The sequence below is a fragment of the Streptomyces sp. NPDC057486 genome (genome assembly GCF_042802415.1).
In the GTDB taxonomy this organism is placed as follows: Bacteria; Actinomycetota; Actinomycetes; order Streptomycetales; family Streptomycetaceae; genus Streptomyces; species Streptomyces yanii.
Genome location: NZ_JBHVEE010000007.1, coordinates 1 through 21,649, shown reverse-complemented (window position 1 = coordinate 21,649; position 21,649 = coordinate 1). Strand labels below are relative to the sequence as shown.

The following is a 21,649-nucleotide window of genomic DNA, read 5'->3' as shown; positions in this document are numbered from 1 at the left end:
GGCATGCATCACCGCTCGGCAGGACCGGGTCCGACCCCGGTCGGATCCGCGGAGGGCCCGTCCCGAGAGCCGTGATCCTCATGAACGGACCGTGGCGTCAGCCGTCCGTGTCGAAGCGGGCCGCCCGCAGATACTCCGGGTTCGGGTCGAGTGCGGCGGCCAGCCGGAAGTGACGCACGGCCTGCTCCGAACGGCCGGACCGCTGGAAGGTACGGGCCAGTGCGAAGTGCGCGAACGCGTTGTCCGGTTCGCGCTCCAGGACGAGTTCGAATTCCAGCTCGGCCGGGCGCAGCTGGGCGGCGGCGAAGAAGGCGCGTGCGCGCAGCAGACGGGCAGCCGTGTTCTCCGGATGGGCGGCGATCACCGAGTCCAGCAGCTTGACCGCGCCCCGCGGGTCGCGCGCGGCCAGCAGGCGTTCGGCCGCGCGGAAGTCGATGACATGGGTTTCCGGGGTCCTCTCGAGCACGGTCGCATCCTTCCCTTCGTCAACCCGTTTCCAACGTCCGGCCGGGTGCAGGTATTCCGGTCGGTGGACCGGCCCGCGGCGGCCCGCCGCGTCAGTCCCGCCCGGGGGCGGCAGCGGCCCGCTGCGCCAGTTCCTCCCAGACCTTGCGGACCTGCGGTTCCAGCGCCTCCAGCGGTCCGTCGTTGTCGACGATCAGATCGGCGACGGCCCGTCGCTGCTCGCGGGTGGCCTGCGCGGACATCCGGGCGCGAGCCTCGGGCTCCGTCATGCCGCGCAGCCGTACGAGCCGGTCGAGTTGGGTCCCGGGGGCGGCGTCCACGACAACGACCAGGTCGTAGAGGGGGGCGAGTCCGTTCTCGGTGAGGAGGGGGACGTCGTGGACGACGACGGAGTCGGGTCCCGCCGCCCTCTCCAGTTCGGCGGAGCGTGCGCCGACCAGTGGGTGCACGATCGCGTTGAGCGTGGCGAGCCGGTCGGCGTCGGAGAACACGATGGAACCGAGCTTCGGCCGGTCCAGGGTCCCGTCGGCGGTGAGGATGCCGTCGCCGAAGGCCTCGACGACGGCCGCGAGCCCGGGGGTCCCGGGCTCGACGACCTCGCGCGCGATCCGGTCGGCGTCGATCAGTACCGCTCCGTACGAGACGAGCAGTCGTGACACTTCGCTCTTGCCGGCGCCGATTCCGCCGGTCAGGCCCACTTTCAGCATGGTCGAGAGATTAGCCCCGCCCCCGGGCGCGGTCATGGCCCGGTCACGCCGTCCGCGCCGGCGGTCAGCCGTCGCCCTCCCGCTCGGCGAGGAATCGTTCGAATTCGAGGCCGATCTCATCGGCGGACGGCAGGTCGACCGGCTCCGCGACCAGGTTGCCTCGCGTCTCGGAGCCCGCGAGCGCGTCGTACTGGTGCTCAAGCCCCTCGACGAGCGAGACGAGCTCCTCGTCCCCCTGGTCGATCTGGCGGTCGATCTCCGTCTGCGTGCGGTGGGCCTCCGTGCGCAGGGAGTGCGCGATGCCCGGCAGAACCAGGCCGGTCGCGGCCGTGATCGCCTCCAGTGCCGTGAGCGCGGCATCCGGGTACGCGGAGCGGGCGACGTAGTGCGGCACATGGGCGGCGACGCCGAGGACGTCGTGCCCGGCCTCCATCAGCCGGTACTCCACCAGTGCCTCGGCGGAGCCGGGGACCTGTGCCTCGTCGAAGGGGCTGCGGTGGCCGGGCATCAGGTCCGTGCGGTTGCCGTGCGGTGTGATGCCGACCGGCCGGGTGTGCGGGACGCCCATCGGAATGCCGTGGAAGTTGACGGCGAGACGCACCCCCAGCCGCTCGACGATCTGCTCGACGGCGGAGGCGAACCTCTCCCACTCCACGTCCGGCTCGGGCCCGGACAGGAGCAGGAAGGGCGCCCCGGTGGCGTCCTGGACCACCCGGACGTCCAGCGTCGGGGTCTCGTACGCCGCCCAGCGGTCACGCCGGAAGGTCAGCAGCGGGCGCCGTGCGCGGTAGTCGACGAGCCGGTCGTGGTCGAAGCGGGCCACGACCTGGTGCGGCAGAGTCTCGAGGAGGCCGTCCACGATCTGCTCGCCGGTCTCACCCGCGTCGATGTACCCCTCGAAGTGGTAGAGCATGACCAGGCCGGCCGACTCCTGGGCGAGCGCCATGTCGACGACGGCCAGGCCCTTCGGCTCCCATTCGTACAAACTCTGCGGATCAGGCACGGTTACCGCTCCTCCTTGTATTCCTGGGAGAGAACGCCCGGCGGGGCACAGGCATTCCCAGCCTGTGCCCTTTCACAGGGTGGTTACGCCAGAACACGCGCGTGCAGCGCGGTGACCGCCTTCCGTGCGGAGGTGAACGCTCCGTGCTGCCAGGCATCGGTGTGGCTGAGGTAGTCACCGGCGAAGTAGACGCGGCCCGCAGCCTGGTTGAGAGGTGCGAAGGCGGGGGCGTCGGGGCCGCCGGACAGCGAGTGCCAGGCGGCCTCGAGGTGCGGGGTCTGGCGCCAGTGGTGGGAGAACGACGAGGCGAGTTCCGTACGGTACTTCTCGCCGTGGATCTTCACGCCCTGGGCGACGGCGCGCGCCTCCCGCTCGCGCGGGGTGAGCGCCGCGTACGCGTCGGCCTGCGCGCCGTAGTTGTAGTACCCGATGAGGGTGCCGCGCTCCCCGTGGTGCCCGTACGAGGGGTACCAGATGTGCGCGAGGTCCATGTCCGTCTCGGTGATGCCGCCGTAGATCCGGTGATCCGTCTCCCACCAGCGGCTGCGGTACTCCAGACCGATCTTGCCGGCGGAGGACGGCTTGCACGCCTCCAGGGCGGCCTGGACGGCGGGGCCGAGGTTGTGGGCGGTCTTGGCGAGGATGTTGGGCGGCAGGGCGGCGATGCAGTAGTCGGCATCGATGGTGCGGGTGCGCCCGCCCTGGGTGTACGTGACGGTGACGCCGTGGGCCGTGTCGGTGATGTCGCCGACGACGGCGCCGGTACGGATCCGGCGCTCGCCTATCACCCGGGTGAGCGCGGCGGGTATCCGGTCCATGCCGCCGACCGGCTGGAACATCAGCATCGCCTGGTCGTACTCGAACTCGAAGGAGAAGTAGCGTCCGACGCCGCTGGCGAAGACCTCGGAGGCGGACGGTACGGAGCCGAGTTCCTCGCCGGGGGTTCCGGCGGCCGCGGGGTCGATGCGGTAGCCGCGCCGGGCGCTGCCGGTGTAGTCGAGGGTGTCGCCGATGTCGCCGAAGTCCTTGAGGAATTCCAGGAGTCGTTCCTGGTCCTCGGCGGTGATCTGCCGGTCGAGAGCGCCCTTGTCGGTGGCCTTGGCGAGGAGTTCGGCGACGTAGCCGTACACATCGGCCTTCGCGGTGCGGTAGCGCACCGGGGCCTTCATGCCGGCCTTCTCGTTGAAGATATACGCATGGGCGTTCACATTGGTGAACACCTCGATGGGGACGCCGAGTTCGCGGCAGTAGTCGAGGGTGACCATCCACTGCGGGATCCGGGCGGGACCCGCGTTCATGTACTGCCCGTCGGTGAACCGGGCGGTCTGCGTGTTGCCGTAGGCATCGGTGGTGGAATCGCCGCCGCGCACGGTGAAGTTGCGGCCGCCGGTACGACTCCGGGCCTCCAGGACCGTACAGTCGTAGCCGGCCTTGCCCAGTTCGTACGCGGCGGCGAGTCCGGCGATGCCGCCTCCCACGACGACGACCTTGGCCGCGGCCTTCCCCTTCAGCGTGAAGTCGCCCTTGCTGGGGGCACGGAAGGCCGGTTCGCGCTGTGCGGCCCGGGCGGTGGGGGCGAGGCCGAGGGCCCCCATGGTCGCGAACATCGCGCCCGCCCCACCGGTGATCCCGACCTGCCGGAGAAAGCTGCGGCGGCTCGCGCCCGTGACGACGGGCGGGTTGTACGACGTATGCATCATGCCCCTGCTCCCCTTCGGATCTTGAGGTTGCCGGGATCCTGGCAAGCGTGTGTTACGGCCCGTCAGTTACTCGTGTATCTCGCACGTTTCTCTCCGTTCACGGCAGCGCGACCACCGGAGATGAATGATCCAAACCTTGACCGGGGCACGCTCCACCCCTGCCGCCACAAGGCGACACGTTCAGGTATGCACCTATTAATCACCTACGAGAACGACTCGAACCCTTCGATGCGAACGGCGCCATCAGAAACGTGCGGATCCAGGAGACCGGGCACGACGGCCGCGGCATGAGCGAGGGCGTCTCGGACCTGACCGGTTCCACCGGCGACAAGCAGATCGCGTTCAGCGTCACCAACTACGGCGCAAGCCCGCCGTCCACCGTCCACCGCAGCAACACCGCCATCGGCGTCAGGGGCCTGACCGACATCACGGTCACCCCCTGGAACCCGACCCCGGACGCAAGTGAGGCCCGCCCCCCGAAGGGAGCGGGCCTCACTTGTCAGCTACTGCAGTCGATGACCGACCGGAAGGTCAGAGCGTCAGCTCTGGCCGCCCGCCAGCTTCTCGCGCAGGGCAGCCAGGGCCTCGTCCGACGCCAGGGCGCCGGAGTTGTCCGCGGACTCCGAGGAGTACGAACCGCCACCGGTACCGCCGGAGGCAGCCGGGGCACCGCCGGCCGGGGCAGCAGCGCCCTCGGCCGCAGCGGCCTCGTCGGCCTCGCGGGACTTGATGACCTGGGCCTGGTGCTGCTCGAAGCGCTGCTGCGCCTCGGCGTACTGCGTCTCCCACGCCTCGCGCTGGGTCTCGTAGCCCTCGAGCCAGTCGTTGGTCTCGGGGTCGAAGCCCTCGGGGTAGATGTAGTTGCCCTGGTCGTCGTAGGACGCGGCCATGCCGTACAGGGTCGGGTCGAACTCGACCGAGGCCGGGTCGGCACCGAAGGACTCGTTGGCCTGCTTCAGCGAGAGGCTGATGCGACGGCGCTCGAGGTCGATGTCGATGACCTTGACGAAGATCTCGTCGTTGACCTGGACGACCTGCTCCGGGATCTCCACGTGGCGCTCGGCCAGCTCGGAGATGTGGACCAGACCCTCGATGCCCTCGTCGACGCGCACGAACGCACCGAACGGAACGAGCTTCGTGACCTTACCGGGAACGACCTGCCCGATCTGGTGCGTACGGGCGAACTGCTGCCACGGGTCTTCCTGCGTCGCCTTGAGCGACAGCGAGACGCGCTCGCGGTCCATGTCGACGTCGAGGACCTCGACGGTGACTTCCTGGCCGACCTCGACAACCTCGGACGGGTGGTCGATGTGCTTCCAGGACAGCTCGGAGACGTGCACGAGACCGTCGACGCCACCGAGGTCCACGAAGGCACCGAAGTTGACGATCGAGGAGACGACGCCGGAGCGGACCTGACCCTTCTGCAGGGTCGTGAGGAAGGTCTGACGGACCTCGCTCTGGGTCTGCTCGAGCCAGGCACGGCGGGACAGGACCACGTTGTTGCGGTTCTTGTCCAGCTCGATGATCTTGGCCTCGAGCTCCTTGCCCACGTAGGGCTGGAGGTCGCGGACACGACGCATCTCGACGAGCGACGCCGGGAGGAAGCCGCGGAGGCCGATGTCGAGGATGAGACCACCCTTGACGACCTCGATGACGGTACCGGTGACGATGCCGTCCTCTTCCTTGATCTTCTCGATGGTGCCCCAGGCACGCTCGTACTGAGCGCGCTTCTTCGAGAGGATCAGGCGGCCTTCCTTGTCCTCCTTCTGGAGAACCAGGGCCTCGATCTCGTCGCCGACCTTGACGACCTCGTTCGGGTCGACGTCGTGCTTGATCGAGAGCTCGCGGCTCGGGATGACACCTTCGGTCTTGTAACCGATGTCGAGGAGAACCTCGTCCCGGTCAACCTTGACGATGACACCGTCAACGATGTCGCCGTCGTTGAAGTACTTGATCGTCTCGTCGATCGCCGCGAGGAACGCGTCCGCGTCGCCGATGTCGTTGACCGCAACCTGCGGAGTGGTGGCGGTGGTCTCGGTGCTGCTCGTCATGTGGGAAAGGGCTCCGGTACGGACAGTGAGTCGTAGGTACTGCTACGCCGAGAGCCCGTATCGCCTCTGCAGAAGCCGGACAGCCTGGGAGGCACCCGACCCGCGGAACGGGAGGAGCCTCGTGAACCGAGGGGACATACAACAGACGCAAGCGCGGCCTGCTAGGTCTGAGGCGCGCAGGCTCGCAGCGCAACTTGTAGCATACGGGGGCAGCCGGGCAGGGTCAATGCGCGAAGGCGCACACGAGGGACACAGGGGCCCAAACCCGACACACTTCATGTTCTCCGAGGCCACATCGGTCCCGGCCGTGTTGCGTGACCACGGTTCCGTACTCACAGGTACCCCTAGGTACGTACCGCGTCCGGTGGGGTGAAGGCAAACTACAACGACGGACACGATGAGCCAAGAGATCTACACCACCGAACCGGAAGCGACCCGCCGCAGCGCCGGGGAGGCGGAGAGCAGCCGGGCAAGTCGCGGCTGGTGGGACCGGAACGCAGACGAGTACCAGAGCGACCACGGCGCGTTTCTCGGCGACGACCGTTTCGTCTGGGGCCCGGAGGGTCTCGACGAGGCCGAGGCCGGCCTGCTCGGCCCCGCGGAGTCGCTCAGCGGTCTGGACATCCTGGAGATCGGTGCGGGCGCGGCACAGTGCTCGCGCTGGCTGGCCGCCCAGGGCGCCCGTCCCGTCGCCCTCGACCTCTCCCACCGCCAGCTCCAGCACGCGCTGCGGATCGGCGACGAGGTCCCGCTGGTGGAGGCGGACGCCGGGGTGCTGCCGTTCCGGGACGGCTCCTTCGACCTGGCCTGCTCCGCCTACGGCGCGGTGCCGTTCGTCGCCGACCCCGTGCAGGTCTTCCGGGAGGTGCACCGGGTGCTGCGCCCGGGGGGCCGCTGGGTCTTCTCGGTGACGCATCCGATCCGCTGGGCGTTCCCGGACGAGCCCGGGCCGGAGGGCCTGTCCGTCGCGGCCTCCTACTTCGACCGCACCCCGTACGTCGAGCAGGACGAGCGGGGCAATGCCGTGTACGTCGAGCACCACCGGACCGTGGGCGACCGGGTGCGGGACGTGGTGGCCGGCGGGTTCCGCCTGGTCGACCTGGTCGAGCCGGAGTGGCCCGCCTGGAACAACCAGGAGTGGGGCGGCTGGTCCCCGCTGCGCGGAAACCTGATCCCGGGCACGGCGATCTTCGTCTGCGTGCGGGACTGAGCGCGGGCCCGAAGGACCGGAGTACGACACTGGGGGCGTGATCCGTACCGACGCCCTCGACCGGCTGCCCGTCCGTACCGCCGTGCCCGCGCTCCGGCAGGCGCTCGACGACCGGGGTGTCGCGGTGCTCTGCGCACCGCCCGGCACCGGCAAGACGACGCTGGTCCCGCTGGTCCTCGCCGGCCTGGTCGGCGACGGCCCCGCGCGCCGTGTGGTGGTCGCCGAACCGCGCCGGATCGCGGCCCGCGCGGCGGCCCGGCGCATGGCATGGCTCCTCGGGGAGCGGACCGGGGAGCGTGTGGGATTCACGGTCCGCGGGGAGCGTGTGGTGGGGCGCGACACGGTGGTGGAGGTGGTGACCACCGGTGTGCTCCTGCAACGGCTCCAGCGCGACCAGGAGCTCGCCGGGGTCGATGCGGTGATCATCGACGAGTGTCATGAGCGGCATCTGGACGCGGACACGGTCGCCGCCTTCCTCCTCGACGTACGGGAGGCGATCCGGCCCGATCTGCGGCTGGTCGCCGCGTCGGCGACGACGGACGCGGAGGGGTGGGCGCGACTGCTCGGCGATGCGCCGGTGGTCGAGGCGCAGGGCGTGTCGCACCCGGTGGAGGTGGTGTGGGCACCGCCGGTGAGACCGGTCGGGCCGCCGCACGGGATGCGGGTCGACCCGGCGCTGCTGACGCATGTCGCCTCGGTGGTGCGCCGGGCGCTCGCCGAGCGGGACGGCGACGTGCTCTGCTTCCTCCCGGGCGTCGGTGAGATCGGCCGGGTGGCGGGACAGCTGGCGGGGGTGCCCGCGGAGGTGCTGCAGGTGCACGGGCGGGCACCGGCGGCGGTGCAGGACGCCGTGCTGGCGGGCTCGTCCGAGGGGCGCCGGGTGGTGCTGGCGACCTCCGTCGCGGAGTCGTCGCTGACGGTGCCGGGGGTGCGGATCGTCGTCGACTCGGGCCTGGCCAGGGAGCCGCGTACCGATCATGCCCGCGGACTGAGTGCGCTGACGACCGTGCGGGCCTCGCAGGCCACCGGAAGACAGCGGGCGGGCCGGGCGGGGCGTGAGGCCCCGGGCGCGGTGTACCGGTGCTGGGAACAGGCGGAGGACGGGCGGCTCGCCCGGTTCCCGTCGCCGGAGATCAAGGTGGCCGATCTGGCGGCTTTCGCCCTGCAGGCGGCCTGCTGGGGCGATCCGGACGCGTCGGGGCTGGCGCTGCTCGACCCGCCGCCCGCCGGGGCGATGGGGGCGGCCCGCGAGGTCCTGACGGCCGTCGGCGCGGTGGACGCGGTCGGCCGGGTGACCGACCGGGGCGTACGGATGTCGCGGCTCGGCCTGCATCCCCGGCTCGCCCGTGCGCTGCTGGACGGCGCGGACGAGGTGGGCGGGCGCCGGGCGGCGGAGGTGGTGGCGCTGCTGAGCGAGGAGCCGCCCCGGGAGTACGGGGACGACCTGGCGGCGGCGCTGCGTACCGCCGGGCGGGGCGGCGACAGCTACGCGGCGCGCTGGCGGCAGGAGGTACGGCGGCTGTCGTCGTCCCTGGAAGGCGCCCGCGAGGGTTCCGGCACGGATGATGCCGCCGTCGGCCTGGTGGCCGCGCTGGCGTTCCCGGAGAGGGTGGCTCGCGCCCGCGGCGAAGGAGCGTTCCTGATGGCATCGGGGACGGGCGCGGAGCTGCGTGACGGATCGCGGCTGCGCAGCGCACCCTGGCTGGCCGTCGCGGTCGCTGACCGGCCGGCGCACGCGGCGTCCGCACGGGTGCGGCTCGCAGCCGTCATCGACGAGGACACGGCGCGGCTGGCCGCCGGGCATCTGCGGTTCGCCGGCGAGGAGGTCCGGTGGGACGGCCAGGACGTGGTGGCCCGCTCCGTGGAACGCCTCGGCGCTGTCGAACTGTCCGTGCGGGGGCTGAAGCAGCCGGACCCCGCGCTGGTGCGGGCAGCGCTCGTCGACGGGCTGCGGCGCGAGGGACTCGGTCTGCTGCGCTGGACCCGGGAGACCGGGCAGCTGCGTGAGCGGCTCACCTTCCTGCACCGGGAGCTGGGGCTCCCGTGGCCCGATGTGTCGGACGATGCGCTGCTGTCGCGTACCGAGGAATGGCTGGAGCCCGAGTTGTCACGGGCCCGCCGCCGCTCCGACCTGGCCCGCATCGACGCCGGGCAGGCGTTGCGGCGGCTCCTGCCGTGGGCGACGGGCGAGGCGGCCCGGCTGGACGAGCTGGCACCCGAGCGGATCGAGGTGCCCAGCGGGTCCCGGATCCGGGTCGAGTACGGCGGGGCGCAGCCCGTACTCGCGGTGAAGCTCCAGGAGTTGTTCGGTCTCACCGAGACACCGAAGGTGGCCGGGGTGCCGGTTCTCGTGCACCTGCTCTCCCCCGCGGGCCGCCCGGCGGCGGTCACCGCCGATCTGGCGTCGTTCTGGCAGGACGGATACCGGGCGGTGCGGGCGGAGCTGCGCGGCCGCTATCCGAAGCATCCGTGGCCGGAGGACCCGACGACGGTCGCGGCGACCCGGTACACCTCGGCGCGGCTCAGGCGGGAGTAGGCGCCGGATCCGGGGCGGGTGCGGTCGCCGCCTCCGGCTCCCGGCCGCCCGGCCGCCGGGAACGTGCCTCCAGCCACAGCGCGAGCGCCAGCAGCCCGGCGGCAAGGACCAGGAATCCCCGAGGCAGGTACGAGGTGAGCAGCAGGATCAGCACACGCTGGGACGTGACCAGCGCGACGGTGGACTCGATGTAGTCCTCGCGCATCTTCACGTGTCCGGCGAACGCGGTGACCGTGTCCTCGGACATGCCCATCGCCTTCGCGTTGCGCAGCTCCTCCTTGTGGATCTCCTCGCCGTTGACGGGCGCGCCGGTGACCGGGTCGACCCAGAACATCCGCTTGGTGGTGTACCAGCGCGTCATGCCCGTCTTGGCGACCTGCGCGGCGGTCACGCCCGCGATCGGCATCTTCTTCGGCATCGGGACCTCGGTCCACGGGATCGTCTGCTCGAAGTAGTACACGTCCATGCCGCGGAACGTCCGGGTGCCCCTGTAGTGGATCGGCGAACTGGTACGGGTCTGGGCGTCGAAGTACTCGTAGTCGCGCCTCTCGGTGAGGAACGGCCATTTGAACTCGATGCCCTCGCGCTCGACGGGGTCGCCGTCGACACTCTCGCCGGTGGCATGGACGGGGGCCTGGCTGTGCGCGTCGAAGATGTAGCGCTCGGGGATCTGCGAGACCATCGCACCGTTCGGGTCGACCACGTAGCTGAGGGCGTCCCAGACGACGACGTCGCGGCCGGCGCTGCGCTCGATCTTCTCGGACTCCTCCACATTGCCCTTGAGGGTCTGCACGATGGTGACCTTGGGGACCTGCTTGACCTTCATGCCGTCGTTGTAGTCGAGGAGCGTGGCGGGCTTCGCCTCCAGAACCACCTCCTGGTACTGGCTCGGCGGGACCTTCGCCAGCCTCGGGAAGGCGTACCAGCGCAGCAGTGGCGACAGAGCGGCGAAGAAGACGGCGAAGGCCAGGAGTACGAGTCCGGCTCGGCGGCGCATGGCGTCCTCCCTCCTACTTCTTGGGTCCGGGGACGGTGGTCAGCAGGGGTTTGGGTGAGGTCTCGCCGGGTGGTGCGCCGATCGCGGTGACCGTGAACACGAGAGCGAGGGCCGCGGCCAGCCCGATGGCGGCGGCGATGACGGCACGCATGCTCGGCCTCCCGGAGAGCGCAGATCTGACTGGGCGTCAGGGTTGGGGCACCGTAGCAATGGAGACGCGAGATGAGAACACGCAGAACCGACCGGCAATCGGGGGTGGGTGAGGGAGCGGGGCCGGGGTGCGTGCATCGCAGGGCGGAGGGTCGTCCTCGTACTGGACATACTTGGAGGAGCTCACAAAATGGGCGCCGGCTCGCGACGCCCGGCAACGCAGCGAGCGTGCGTGCCAGGCGTCGCGGGGCAGGCGGGACTTCCGACGGCACGCCTGAAGCAGCCCCTGTGCCGGGTGGTGGCACAGGGGCTGCTTGAGGGCGCGGTACGGCTCCGGGGCCGTCGTCAGGCGGCGGGCGCCTCGACGTCGAGCTCGATGACGACGGTGGCGCCGCCCTCGGTGGTCAGGCGGAGCCTGTACGTGCCCGTGGTGTCGTCGGCGTAGATCTTCGGGAGCGTCAGCGTGCCGTCGGCGCCGGTCTTCAGGTCCGTCAGGGTGCGGACGGTGTTGCCGTCCGCGTCCTTGAAGTACGGGCCCTTGTCGTTCTCCACCGGCGCGTCCCCGTCGGTGATCATCGTCGCGGTGACGGCGACACCGGACGCGACCGCACCCCGGTACGTGGCCTTGACCGCGACGGTGTCGGCGAACTCGGCGCCGGGGGCGGCGGTCAGTGCCTTGTCGTCGGTCCTGGCGATCGCGTCGGCCTGCCGGGCCGTCACGGTCGCGGTGTACGCGACAGCCGGCAGCGAACGTCCGGTGGCGATGGCCCGGACCGTGAACCGGCCCGTCTTCTCGCCCGCCTGCAGCACCGGAGCCGTCACCGTGCCGTCGGCGCCGGTGGCCAGGGTGACCGCGCTCTTCCCGCCCTCGAAGCGGGTGTCGGTGTCACCGGCGATGGTGAAGGTGATGGACACCTTGGCGAGCGGGCCGCCCGATTTGTTCTTCGCCCGCACCTTGATCCGCTCTGCGAACGCGTCGCCCGCGGTGGCGGTCAGCTTGCCGGTGCCCGCGTTCTCCACGGCGCCGAGAGTCTGTGCCGGTGTCGGCTCGGGAGTCGGCTTGGGGCTCGTCGAACCGCCGCCCGGCTTCGAAGGCTTCGGGTCCGGCTTCGGGTCCGGCTTCGGCTTCGGACTCGCCGGCGGGGTCGGCGACGGCGAGGTGACGGGGTTCCTGCTCGGATCCGTACCACCGTCGAGGGGCGGCGGGACGGCGCCGCTGCCGTCGGGGACCTCGTGCGTGCCGCGCTTGTAGTAGTCGAACCAGGAACGGACCGTACGGAGGTATTCGTTCGAGTGGTTGTAGCTGAGGACCGCCCGGTCGAGGTCGGCCGCCACCGTCAGGTCGCGCGAGCCGGCGCAGAGATAGTGCCCGGCGGCGAGCGCCGCGTCGTAGATGTTGTTGGGGTCCTTGCGGCCGTCGCCGTTGCCGTCCTGACCCCACGTCGCCCACGTCGACGGGATGAACTGCATCGGGCCCACCGCACGGTCGTGCGTCGAATCCCCGTCGTACGCCCCGTTGTCGGTGTCCTTGATCATGGCGAAGCCCTGACCGTTGAGGACCGGGCCGAGAATCGGGGAGAACGTGGTGCCGTTCGCGTCGACCCGGCCGCCGCGGGCCTGGCCGGACTCGACCTTCCCGATCGCGGCGAGGAGCTGCCACGGCAGCCGACAGGCCGCGTCGGTGTCCGCCAGGGACCGCTCGGCCTTCTTGTACGCGCCCAGAACCGAAGCCGGTATGCCCGATTGCGCGCTGCCGGTGATCGGCAGATTCGTCGACGTACCGGGCTTGTTGGGGCTGACCAGCGGAGGCAGGTCGGTGTAGTACGGCGAATTGCCGGTGGCCGGGGAGTCGTCGGACGGTGTGGAACCGGCGGCCGACTGGTCACCACCGGCGCCGCCGCCGTCCGATGCGAGTACTGCGCCGGGGCCCTGCGAGGCGGCGAGCGCCGCCACAGCAACTGCGGCCACCGCAGTGGTGGTCGCCCCTCGGCGCAGTCGGCGGCCGAATTGCGCTGCCATACGTCTGGTCCCTCCCCGTCGACGGCTGCCCGCGCTCCCCAGCGCGAGGACTCAGGCGACCCTACGGCAACTTGTGCCGCTCGAACACAGGGACCTGACCGCTTCTCACCGGTATTTCACGTTGCAGACCGGAAGTTGTACAGGGGGCGTCGACTGTGCATCGGACAAGCACCGGATCCTCGTCCGGCGCACTCGCGCATACTTGCCGCCATGCCGTTCACCCTGAGCCATGCCGCCGCCGTCCTCCCGGTGATCCGCCGGAACGGCACCGGGCGCGGGCCGCTCCTCGCCTCGGCGCTGGTCGCCGGTTCGTTCGCCCCCGACATGACGTACTACGCGGACACGGCGATCCCCGGTGCGATGGAGTTCGGGGAGGTCACCCATGCCGTGTGGGGTGTGTTCACGGTGGACGTGCTCATCACGGCGGCGCTCGTGGCGCTGTGGCTGCTGCTGCGCGAACCATTGGTGGCACTGCTCCCGCAGCCCTGGCAGGGGCGCGTGCACACCTTCGTACGGGGAGAGCGGCAGGGGCCCCGGGACGCGCGGGAAGGTGCCTGGTTCGTCCTGTCGGCGGTCCTCGGGGCCGGCAGCCATGTGGTGTGGGACGCGTTCACCCATCACGACCGGTGGGGCACCCGGCTGATACCGGTACTCAGTGAGAGCGCCGGCGGATTCCCGGTGTTCCAGCTGGTGCAGTACGGCAGTTCGGCCCTGGCTCTGACCGTCCTCGGCTGGTTCACCGTGTCGGGGCTGCGGCGGGCCGGGACCCGGCCCGCCCCGCGGTCCGTACCCGTTCTCGACCGCCGGGACCGGTGGTACGCGGGCGCCCTGCTGAGCCTCTGCGTGCTGCTCGGCATCGTCCACCGGTGCGCCCGCTGGTACGCGTACTTCGGGCACATCGACACACCACTGGACATCATCCCCACCGCCTGCTTCGGCGCCGGAGCAGGGCTCGCCGTCGGACTGGTGCTGTACGCGGCGTGGATACGGCTCCGGGAACGGAAGCAGGACCGGCCGCCGACCGGGACCGGGAGGCCCGGCCGCCGGACGGGCCTGGTGTCGAGACCGCCCGGCGACTGAGCCCCGTACCACCGCCGGGACCGCCCCGCCCACGTCAGTGCGCGGCGGACTCCCAGTCCGCACCCACGCCGACCGACACATCCAGCGGGGCACGCAACTGCACCGCCGTCGACATCTCGTGGCGCAGGATCTCCTCCACCTGCTGCCGCTCGCCCTTGGCGATCTCCAGCACGATTTCGTCATGGACCTGGAGCAGCATCCGGGACTTCAGCCGCGCCTTCGTCAGCGCCCGGTCGACCTGGAGCATGGCGACCTTGACGATGTCCGCCGCCGTGCCCTGGATCGGTGCGTTCAGCGCCATCCGCTCGGCCATCTCACGGCGCTGCCGGTTGTCGCTGTTCAGGTCCGGGAGGTAGCGGCGGCGCCCGAACACCGTCTCCGTGTAACCGGTGGACCGCGCCTCCTCCACCACCCGGTGCAGATAGTCACGTACCCCGCCGAACCGCTCGAAGTACGTGTCCATCAGACCGCGCGCCTCGCCCGCCTCGATGTTCAGCTGCTGCGACAGACCGAACGCGGACAGGCCGTACGCGAGCCCGTAACTCATCGCCTTGATCTTGCGGCGCATCTCCGCGTCCACCGCGGACTTGTCGACACCGAAGACCTGCGAAGCGACCGTCGTGTGCAGGTCCTCACCGGACGTGAACGCCTCGATCAGCCCCGCGTCCTCCGACAGGTGGGCCATCACGCGCAGTTCGATCTGGCTGTAGTCGGCCGTCATCAGCGTCTCGAACCCGTCGCCGACGACGAAACCACGGCGGATCGCCCGGCCCTCGTCCGTCCGGACCGGAATGTTCTGCAGATTGGGGTCGGTCGACGACAGCCGGCCGGTCGCCGCGACCGTCTGGTTGAACGTGGTGTGGATACGACCGTCCGCCGCGATCGTCTTGACCAGACCCTCGACCGTGACCCGCAGCTTCGCCTGCTCGCGATGGCGCAGCATGATGATCGGCAGCTCGTGCTCCGTCTGCACCGCCAGCCACGCCAGCGCATCCGCGTCCGTCGTGTAACCCGTCTTCGTCTTCTTCGTCTTCGGCAGCCCCAGCTCACCGAAGAGAACCTCCTGAAGCTGCTTGGGCGACCCGAGGTTGAACTCCCGGCCCACCGCGGCGTGCGCCTCCTTCACCGCCTGCTGCACCGCGCCGGCGAACTGCTGCTCCATGCCTTCCAGATGCTCCCGGTCCGCTGCGATGCCGTACCGCTCCAGGCGGGCCAGCAGCGCGGACGTCGGCAGCTCCATGTCATGCAGCAGCTCGGCGGCGCCGACCTCCTGCAGCCGCACGGTGAACGCCTCGCCCAGATCCAGGACCGCACGGGCCTGCGCCATCAGCGCCTCGGCCTCCGCCTGGTCGTCCGCACCGAACGCCAGCTGCCCGTCGGACGCCGCCGCGGGGGTCAGCTCCCGGCCCAGATACTCCACCGACAGGGCGTCCAGCGCGAAGGAACGGCGGCCGGGCTTGACCAGATACGCGGCCAGCGCCGTGTCCATCGCGACGCCGTCGACCTGCCAGCCGTGCTCGGGGAAGACCCGCATCGCACTCTTCGCGTTGTGCATGACCTTCGGCTGCCCGGCGTCCGCGATCCACGCGGCGAACGCCCGCTCGTCCGCCTCGTCGAGCCGCGCCGGGTCGAACCACGCCGCCGCCCCGCCACCGGCGGCCAGTGCGACCTCCGTCACACTGCCGGTGCCCAGCGCCCAGGTGTCGACCGTGGCGACACCGAGCGGCTGCCCGCCGTGCTCGGCCAGCCACGGCGCGAGCTCGCCCGCACCCAGCACCGCACCGTCCAGCTCGATACCCGCGGCCGGCGCCGGGGCCTCGGCCTCCGCGGCCCCCGGGTCCACGGCGAGCAGCCGCTCGCGCAGGCTCGGGTTACGGATCTCCAGAACATCGAGCACACCCGTGACCGCCGAGCGGTCGTACGGCGCACGCTCCAGGTCCTGCGGAGTCTTCGGCAGCTCCACGTCGCGGACCATCTCGGTCAGCCGGCGGTTCAGCTTCACCGACTCCAGATGGTCCCGGAAATTCTGCCCGGCCTTCCCCTTGACCTCGTCGGCGCGCGCGACGAGGTCGTCGAACGAACCGAACTGGTTGATCCACTTCGCCGCCGTCTTCTCCCCGACGCCCGGAATTCCCGGCAGATTGTCCGACGGGTCCCCACGCAGCGCCGCGAAGTCCGGGTACTGCTGCGGCGTCAGCCCGTACTTCTCCTCGACCTTCTCCGGAGTGAACCGCGTCAGCTCCGAGACACCCTTCGTCGGGTACAGCACCGTGACGTTGTCCGTGATCAGCTGGAACGAATCCCGGTCACCGGTGACGATCAGCACCTCGAAGCCGGCCGCCTCGGCCTGCGTCGCCAGCGTGGCGATCACATCGTCCGCCTCGAAACCGTCGACAGCGAAACGATCGGCACGCATCGCGTCCAGCAGCTCGCCGATCAGCTCGACCTGCCCCTTGAACTCGTCCGGCGTCTTCGAACGGGTCGCCTTGTACTCCGGGAACTCCTGCGACCGCCACGTCTTGCGCGAGACATCGAAGGCCACCGCGAAATGCGTGGGCGCCTCGTCGCGCAGCGTGTTCGCCAGCATCGACGCGAAGCCGTACACCGCGTTCGTCGGCTGCCCCGCTCCCGTCGTGAAATTCTCCGCAGGCAGCGCAAAGAACGCCCGGTACGCCAGGGAGTGCCCGTCCATCAGGAGCAGGCGCGGTCGGTTGTCTGCCGTCTTCTTCGATGCCGTCTCAGCCACGTCCCCGATCCTGCCACGGACCACCGACAATCCGGACCGCAGACCACTCGCCCGGCACACGCCCGGCGCCGCGTGACACGATCGACGGCAGGAACAACCACAGGAACGCATGCAGCGGCACCGCGCAGGTTCGCCGCCGGCTCAAAGGGGAGCAGACATGGCCACCAAGCCGCCCACCGGTGACCCGGTCCAGGACGCACCGCACGTCGAACCGGCCCAGCACGCCGCCGCCGGACTGCCCGCCGTCGCCCACAGCCTGCGCATCGCCCAACAACAGATGGGCGTCCGCCGCGCCGCCCGGACCCTCCTCAAGGTCAACCAGAAGGACGGCTTCGACTGCCCCGGCTGCGCCTGGCCCGAGGGCGACAAACGGCACACCGCCGAGTTCTGCGAGAACGGTGCCAAGGCCGTCGCCGAAGAAGCCACCCTGCGCCGCGTCACCCCCGACTTCTTCGCCGCCCACCCCGTGGCCGACCTGGCCACCCGCAGCGGCTACTGGCTCGGCCAGCAGGGCCGCATCACCCAGCCGATGTACCTGCCCGAAGGCGCCGACCGTTACGAGGAAGTGACCTGGGAGCACGCCTTCGAGATCATCGCCGGGGAACTGCGCGCCCTCGACTCCCCCGACGAGGCGCTCTTCTACACCTCGGGCCGCACCAGCAACGAAGCCGCGTTCCTGCTGCAGCTGTTCGCCCGCGAATTCGGCACCAACAACCTGCCGGACTGCTCCAACATGTGCCACGAGTCCTCCGGCTCCGCCCTCACGGAGACCATCGGCATCGGCAAGGGCAGCGTCTTCCTCGAGGACCTCCACCAGGCCGACCTGATCATCGTCGCCGGACAGAACCCCGGCACCAACCATCCCCGGATGCTCTCCGCCCTGGAGAAGGCCAAATCCGCAGGCGCCAGGATCATCTCGGTGAACCCGCTGCCCGAAGCCGGCCTGGAACGGTTCAAGAACCCGCAGACACCCCAGGGAATGATCAGGGGCACCGCCCTCAACGACCTCTTCCTGCAGATCCGCATCGGCGGCGACCAGGCCCTCTTCCGGCTCCTCAACAAGATGATCCTGGAGACCGAAGGTGCCGTCGACGACGCCTTCGTACGCGAACACACCCATGGATACGAGGAATTCGCCGCCGCCGCCCGCGCCGCCGACTGGGACGAGACCCTCACCGCCACCGGGCTCGACCGCGCCACCATCGAGCAGGCCCTCAGCATGATCCTCGCCTCGAAGCGCACCATCGTCTGCTGGGCCATGGGCCTCACCCAGCACAAACACTCCGTCCCCACCATCCGCGAAGTCGTCAACTTCCTCCTGCTCCGCGGCAACATCGGGCGGCCCGGCGCCGGCGTCTGCCCCGTCCGCGGCCACTCCAACGTCCAGGGCGACCGCACCATGGGGATCTTCGAACGCCCCGCCCCCGAATTCCTCGACGCCCTCGACAAGGAATTCGGCATCACCTCACCACGCCACCACGGCTACGACGTCGTCCGCTCCATCCAGGCCCTCCGCGACGGCGACGCCAAGATCTTCTTCGCCATGGGCGGCAACTTCGTCGCGGCCACCCCCGACACCACCGTGACCGAGGCCGCCATGCGCCGCGCCCGCCTCACCGTCCACGTATCGACCAAGCTCAACCGTTCGCACGCCGTCACCGGCACCCGAGCCCTGATCCTGCCCACCCTCGGCCGCACCGACAAGGACGTCCAGGCAAGCGGCAAGCAGTTCGTCACCGTCGAGGACTCCATGAGCATGGTCCACGCCTCCCGCGGCAACCTCGCCCCCGCAAGCCCCCACCTGCTCTCCGAACCCGCCATCGTCGCCCGCCTCGCCCGCGCCGTCCTCGGCCCCGGATCCACCACCCCCTGGGAAGAGTTCGAGAAGGACTACGCGACGATCCGCGACCGCATCTCCCGCGTCGTCCCCGGCTTCGAGAACTTCAACGCCCGCGTCGCCCGACCCGGCGGATTCACCCTCCCGCACGCCCCGCGCGACTCCCGCCGCTTCCCCACCGCCACCGGCAGGGCCAACTTCACCGCGGCACCCGTCGAGTACCCCGAACTCCCCGAAGGCAGACTGCTGTTGCAGACCCTGCGCTCCCACGACCAGTACAACACCACGATCTACGGCCTCGACGACCGCTACCGCGGCATCAAGGGCGGCCGCCGCATCGTCATGGTCAACCCCGACGACGCCCGCACCCTCGGCCTCACCGACGGCGCCCACACCGACCTCGTCAGCGAATGGAAGGACGGCGTCGAGCGCCGCGCCGCCGGCTTCCGCATCGTCCTCTACCCCACCGCCCGGGGCTGCGCCGCCGCCTACTACCCCGAGACCAATGTGCTGGTCCCCCTCGACTCCACCGCCGACACCAGCAACACCCCTGCGAGCAAGTCCGTCGTCGTCCGCTTCGAGAACGTCAAGGGGTAGAACGTCCGGGAGCGGGACGTCCGGGGGCGGGACGTCCGGGAGCGGGACGTCCGGGAGCAGAACGTCCCGAGAGAATCCGCACACCCAACCCACTAAGCGTTCGCTCAGTCGTCTGATAAGAACGATGCACACAGCGAGAGAACGACGAACCACCGCAGACGATCGGAGCCGGACCCCATGGGCGAGCACACCGCACCCAAGTTCCCCCAGGAGATCATCGACGAGTACGCCGCCCTGGGCGTCGACCTGCCCGCACTCTTCTCCGCCGGGCACCTCGGCGAACGCATGGGCATCCGGATCGTCGAAGCATCCGCGGACCGCGTCGTCGGCACCATGCCCGTCGAAGGCAACACCCAGCCCTACGGACTCCTGCACGGCGGCGCCTCCGCCGTCCTCGCCGAAACCCTCGGCTCCGTCGGCACCATGCTCCACGGCGGCGCCACCAAGCTCGCCGTCGGCGTCGACCTGAACTGCACCCATCACCGAGGGGTACGGAGCGGACTCGTCACCGGCACCGCCACCCCCGTACACCGCGGCCGCTCCACCGCCACCTACGAGATCGTCATCACCGACGAACAGGACAAGAGGGTCTGCACCGCCCGCCTCACCTGTCTGCTCCGCGACGCCCCCGAGGCAGCCACCGCCTGACACGCCGACACCGGAACACACCTCTGCCCGACCGGACCGCAAATCCGGCCGGGCAGAGTCATATCCACCCACAACAACCCGTCCACACAAGACCGTTGAACAACCTCCACACCCAACACCCTTGACCCCGCAACCCCTTGTGTGACCCACTCGGCAGCCACGCAGAGCCCCCCGACACCACAGGGCGTGGACCACACACCCCTCGATGTAACACTGCGTAACAAGCGCGCAATACCGGAGCGCCACCGGGCCGTACACAGCACCCGGCCCCGCAGACACCGGGCGCCCCGTCGCGCCCTCATGCCCCCGATCGCGCGACAGCACCAAGATCGCTTCAAGCCCCTTAGCAGAGCTGCGCGTTCTCAGAATGCGGTCACTTCACCGTCCAGCAAAAAGCCGTACATGTCGCCACAGCCACCTCAAGCCTTCCTCAACGGCATAACAAGACAGTCACATCCTCTGCCGACCCATCCCCGACTCCGCCACCTGCGCCTAGAGTCACGGCCAGTCACCGCGCCGCCGGGCGCGTCTGCAGCACGGCCCTGTACCAACCCAGTACGGCCCGGCGAACGACACGGCACCTCAAGCAGAGGAGGCCGCGCCAGGGAAAGGACTTTTCGTGCGACACCGTTCTTTGCTCATCCTCACCACAGTGCTCACCACCGGAGCACTGACGCTCACCGCCTGCGGGTCGCGCGACGACAGCAAGAACAGCAGCGGCGGCGGCGACAACCAGACCGTCGTCATCGGCCTGGACGCCCCCCTGACCGGGGACCTCTCCGCCCTCGGCCTCGGCATCAAGAACTCCGCCGACCTCGCCGTCAGCCTCGCGAACAAGAACAAGACCGTCCCCGGAGTCAAGTTCGAGCTCCAGCCGCTCGACGACCAGGCCCAGCCCTCCGTCGGAGGGCAGAACGCCCAGAAGTTCATCGACAACAAGAAGGTCCTCGGCGTTGTCGGCCCCCTGAACTCCGGCGTCTCCCAGTCGATGCAGAAGCCGCTCAACGACGCCGGCCTCACCCAGATCTCCCCCGCCAACACGGGCACCGAGCTGACCCAGGGCGACAACTGGAAGACCGGCGACAAGAAGCGCCCCTACAAGACCTACTTCCGCACCGCCACCACGGACCAGATCCAGGGCGCCTTCGCGGCGAAGTACCTCTTCAACAACGCGAAGATCAAGCAGGTCTACCTGATCGACGACCAGAAGCCCTACGGCGCCGGTCTCGCAGCCTCCTTCAAGACGACGTTCACCGAACTCGGCGGCAAGATCGCCGGTTCCGACCACGTCAACCCCGACGACCGCGACTTCAACGCCGTCGTCACCAAGGTCAAGAAGTCCGGCGCCAAGGCCGTCTACTACGGCGGTGAGTACCCCGCCGGCGCTCCCCTGAGCCAGCAGCTCAAGGACAGCGTCCAGATCCCCCTCATGGGCGGCGACGGCATGTACAGCGCCGACTTCATCAAGCTCAACAAGAAGGCCCAGGGCGACATCGCCACCTCCGTCGGCAAGCCCGTCGAGGAACTCGACTCCGCCAAGAAGTTCATCGAGGACTACAAGGCGGCCGGCTACAAGGACGCCTACGAGGCCTACGGCGGCGGCACCTACGACGCCACCTGGGCCATCATCGAGGCCGTCAAGGCCGTCGCCGCCGCCAACGACGGCAAGCTCCCCGACGACGCCCGCGCCAAGGTCCTCGAGGCCGTCGGCAAGGTCAGCTTCGACGGCGTCACCGGCCCCGTCTCCTTCGACGAGTTCGGCGACACCACCAACACCATGATGACCGCCTACCAGGTCGACGGCGGCAAGTGGGTCTCCAAGCTCAGCGAGGCCTACAAGAAGGACTGACCAGGCCCTCCCGGTCAGAACAGAAAACCAGACCGCGCGGGAGCGCTACCAGCG

At 70.0% G+C, this 21,649-nt stretch carries 15 protein-coding genes; 6 read left to right on the top strand and 9 right to left on the bottom strand.

The genetic code is table 11. The annotated features are described in order from the left end of the window. Positions 1-97 precede the first annotated feature (97 nt). From ACFU6I_RS05590 to rpsA, 5 genes are all read right to left on the bottom strand, one after another. Positions 98-466: a tetratricopeptide repeat protein gene (locus tag ACFU6I_RS05590; protein ID WP_266986854.1), complete on the bottom strand. Its 369-nt coding sequence runs from the start codon at positions 464-466 to the stop codon at positions 98-100. 91 nt (positions 467-557) lie between these two features. Further along, entirely contained in the window at positions 558-1,172 is a 615-nt protein-coding gene (coaE, locus tag ACFU6I_RS05585; protein ID WP_384361954.1) for a dephospho-CoA kinase, read from the bottom strand. A gap of 64 nt (positions 1,173-1,236) precedes the next feature. Continuing rightward, positions 1,237-2,175 carry a PAC2 family protein gene (locus ACFU6I_RS05580; protein WP_266986850.1) on the bottom strand — a complete coding sequence of 313 codons (939 nt, stop codon included), beginning with the start codon at positions 2,173-2,175 and terminating at the stop codon, positions 1,237-1,239. Between the two features lie 83 nt (positions 2,176-2,258). Next, positions 2,259-3,782: a flavin monoamine oxidase family protein gene (locus ACFU6I_RS05575; RefSeq protein ID WP_384362214.1), complete on the bottom strand. Its 1,524-nt coding sequence runs from the start codon at positions 3,780-3,782 to the stop codon at positions 2,259-2,261. Between the two features lie 632 nt (positions 3,783-4,414). Then, complete coding sequence (rpsA, locus tag ACFU6I_RS05570; RefSeq protein WP_030919647.1) at positions 4,415-5,926, bottom strand: 30S ribosomal protein S1; 1,512 nt, start codon at positions 5,924-5,926, stop codon at positions 4,415-4,417. 397 nt (positions 5,927-6,323) lie between these two features. On the opposite strand from rpsA, the gene ACFU6I_RS05565 reads away from it, so the two are divergent. Next, positions 6,324-7,136, top strand: coding sequence for a class I SAM-dependent methyltransferase (locus ACFU6I_RS05565; RefSeq protein WP_384361951.1), 813 nt, complete (start codon positions 6,324-6,326; stop codon positions 7,134-7,136). 37 nt (positions 7,137-7,173) lie between these two features. Continuing rightward, positions 7,174-9,672 carry an ATP-dependent helicase HrpB gene (hrpB, locus tag ACFU6I_RS05560; RefSeq protein ID WP_384361948.1) on the top strand — a complete coding sequence of 833 codons (2,499 nt, stop codon included), beginning with the start codon at positions 7,174-7,176 and terminating at the stop codon, positions 9,670-9,672. On the opposite strand, the gene ACFU6I_RS05555 is transcribed toward hrpB, so the two are convergent. From ACFU6I_RS05555 to ACFU6I_RS05545, 3 genes are all read right to left on the bottom strand, one after another. Beyond that, entirely contained in the window at positions 9,659-10,669 is a 1,011-nt protein-coding gene (locus ACFU6I_RS05555) for a DUF3068 domain-containing protein (protein WP_384361945.1), read from the bottom strand. The genes hrpB and ACFU6I_RS05555 overlap by 14 nt on opposite strands. Positions 10,670-10,682: 13 nt before the next feature. Continuing rightward, positions 10,683-10,820, bottom strand: a complete 138-nt coding sequence (locus ACFU6I_RS05550) for an SPW_0924 family protein (protein WP_266986840.1) — start codon at positions 10,818-10,820, stop codon at positions 10,683-10,685. Between the two features lie 344 nt (positions 10,821-11,164). Continuing rightward, entirely contained in the window at positions 11,165-12,838 is a 1,674-nt protein-coding gene (locus tag ACFU6I_RS05545) for a lytic murein transglycosylase (protein WP_384361942.1), read from the bottom strand. A 210-nt stretch (positions 12,839-13,048) separates the two neighbouring features. Between ACFU6I_RS05545 and ACFU6I_RS05540 the strand changes: the two genes are divergently transcribed. After that, a complete protein-coding gene (locus ACFU6I_RS05540; protein ID WP_384361939.1) occupies positions 13,049-13,918 on the top strand; it encodes a DUF4184 family protein in 870 nt (289 codons plus the stop codon). A gap of 34 nt (positions 13,919-13,952) precedes the next feature. On the opposite strand, the gene polA is transcribed toward ACFU6I_RS05540, so the two are convergent. After that, complete coding sequence (polA, locus tag ACFU6I_RS05535; protein WP_384361936.1) at positions 13,953-16,664, bottom strand: DNA polymerase I; 2,712 nt, start codon at positions 16,662-16,664, stop codon at positions 13,953-13,955. Between the two features lie 157 nt (positions 16,665-16,821). Here polA and ACFU6I_RS05530 point away from each other — a divergent pair, with 157 nt between their 5' ends. The 3 genes from ACFU6I_RS05530 (at position 16,822) to ACFU6I_RS05520 (ending at position 21,595) form a co-directional block, all read left to right on the top strand. Further along, on the top strand, positions 16,822-19,098 hold the full coding sequence (locus ACFU6I_RS05530) for an FdhF/YdeP family oxidoreductase (RefSeq protein ID WP_384361933.1): 2,277 nt from the start codon (positions 16,822-16,824) through the stop codon (positions 19,096-19,098). A 177-nt stretch (positions 19,099-19,275) separates the two neighbouring features. Beyond that, positions 19,276-19,746 carry a PaaI family thioesterase gene (locus tag ACFU6I_RS05525; protein WP_384361930.1) on the top strand — a complete coding sequence of 157 codons (471 nt, stop codon included), beginning with the start codon at positions 19,276-19,278 and terminating at the stop codon, positions 19,744-19,746. A gap of 634 nt (positions 19,747-20,380) precedes the next feature. Then, positions 20,381-21,595, top strand: a complete 1,215-nt coding sequence (locus ACFU6I_RS05520; protein WP_384362211.1) for a branched-chain amino acid ABC transporter substrate-binding protein — start codon at positions 20,381-20,383, stop codon at positions 21,593-21,595. Positions 21,596-21,649: the final 54 nt, after the last annotated feature.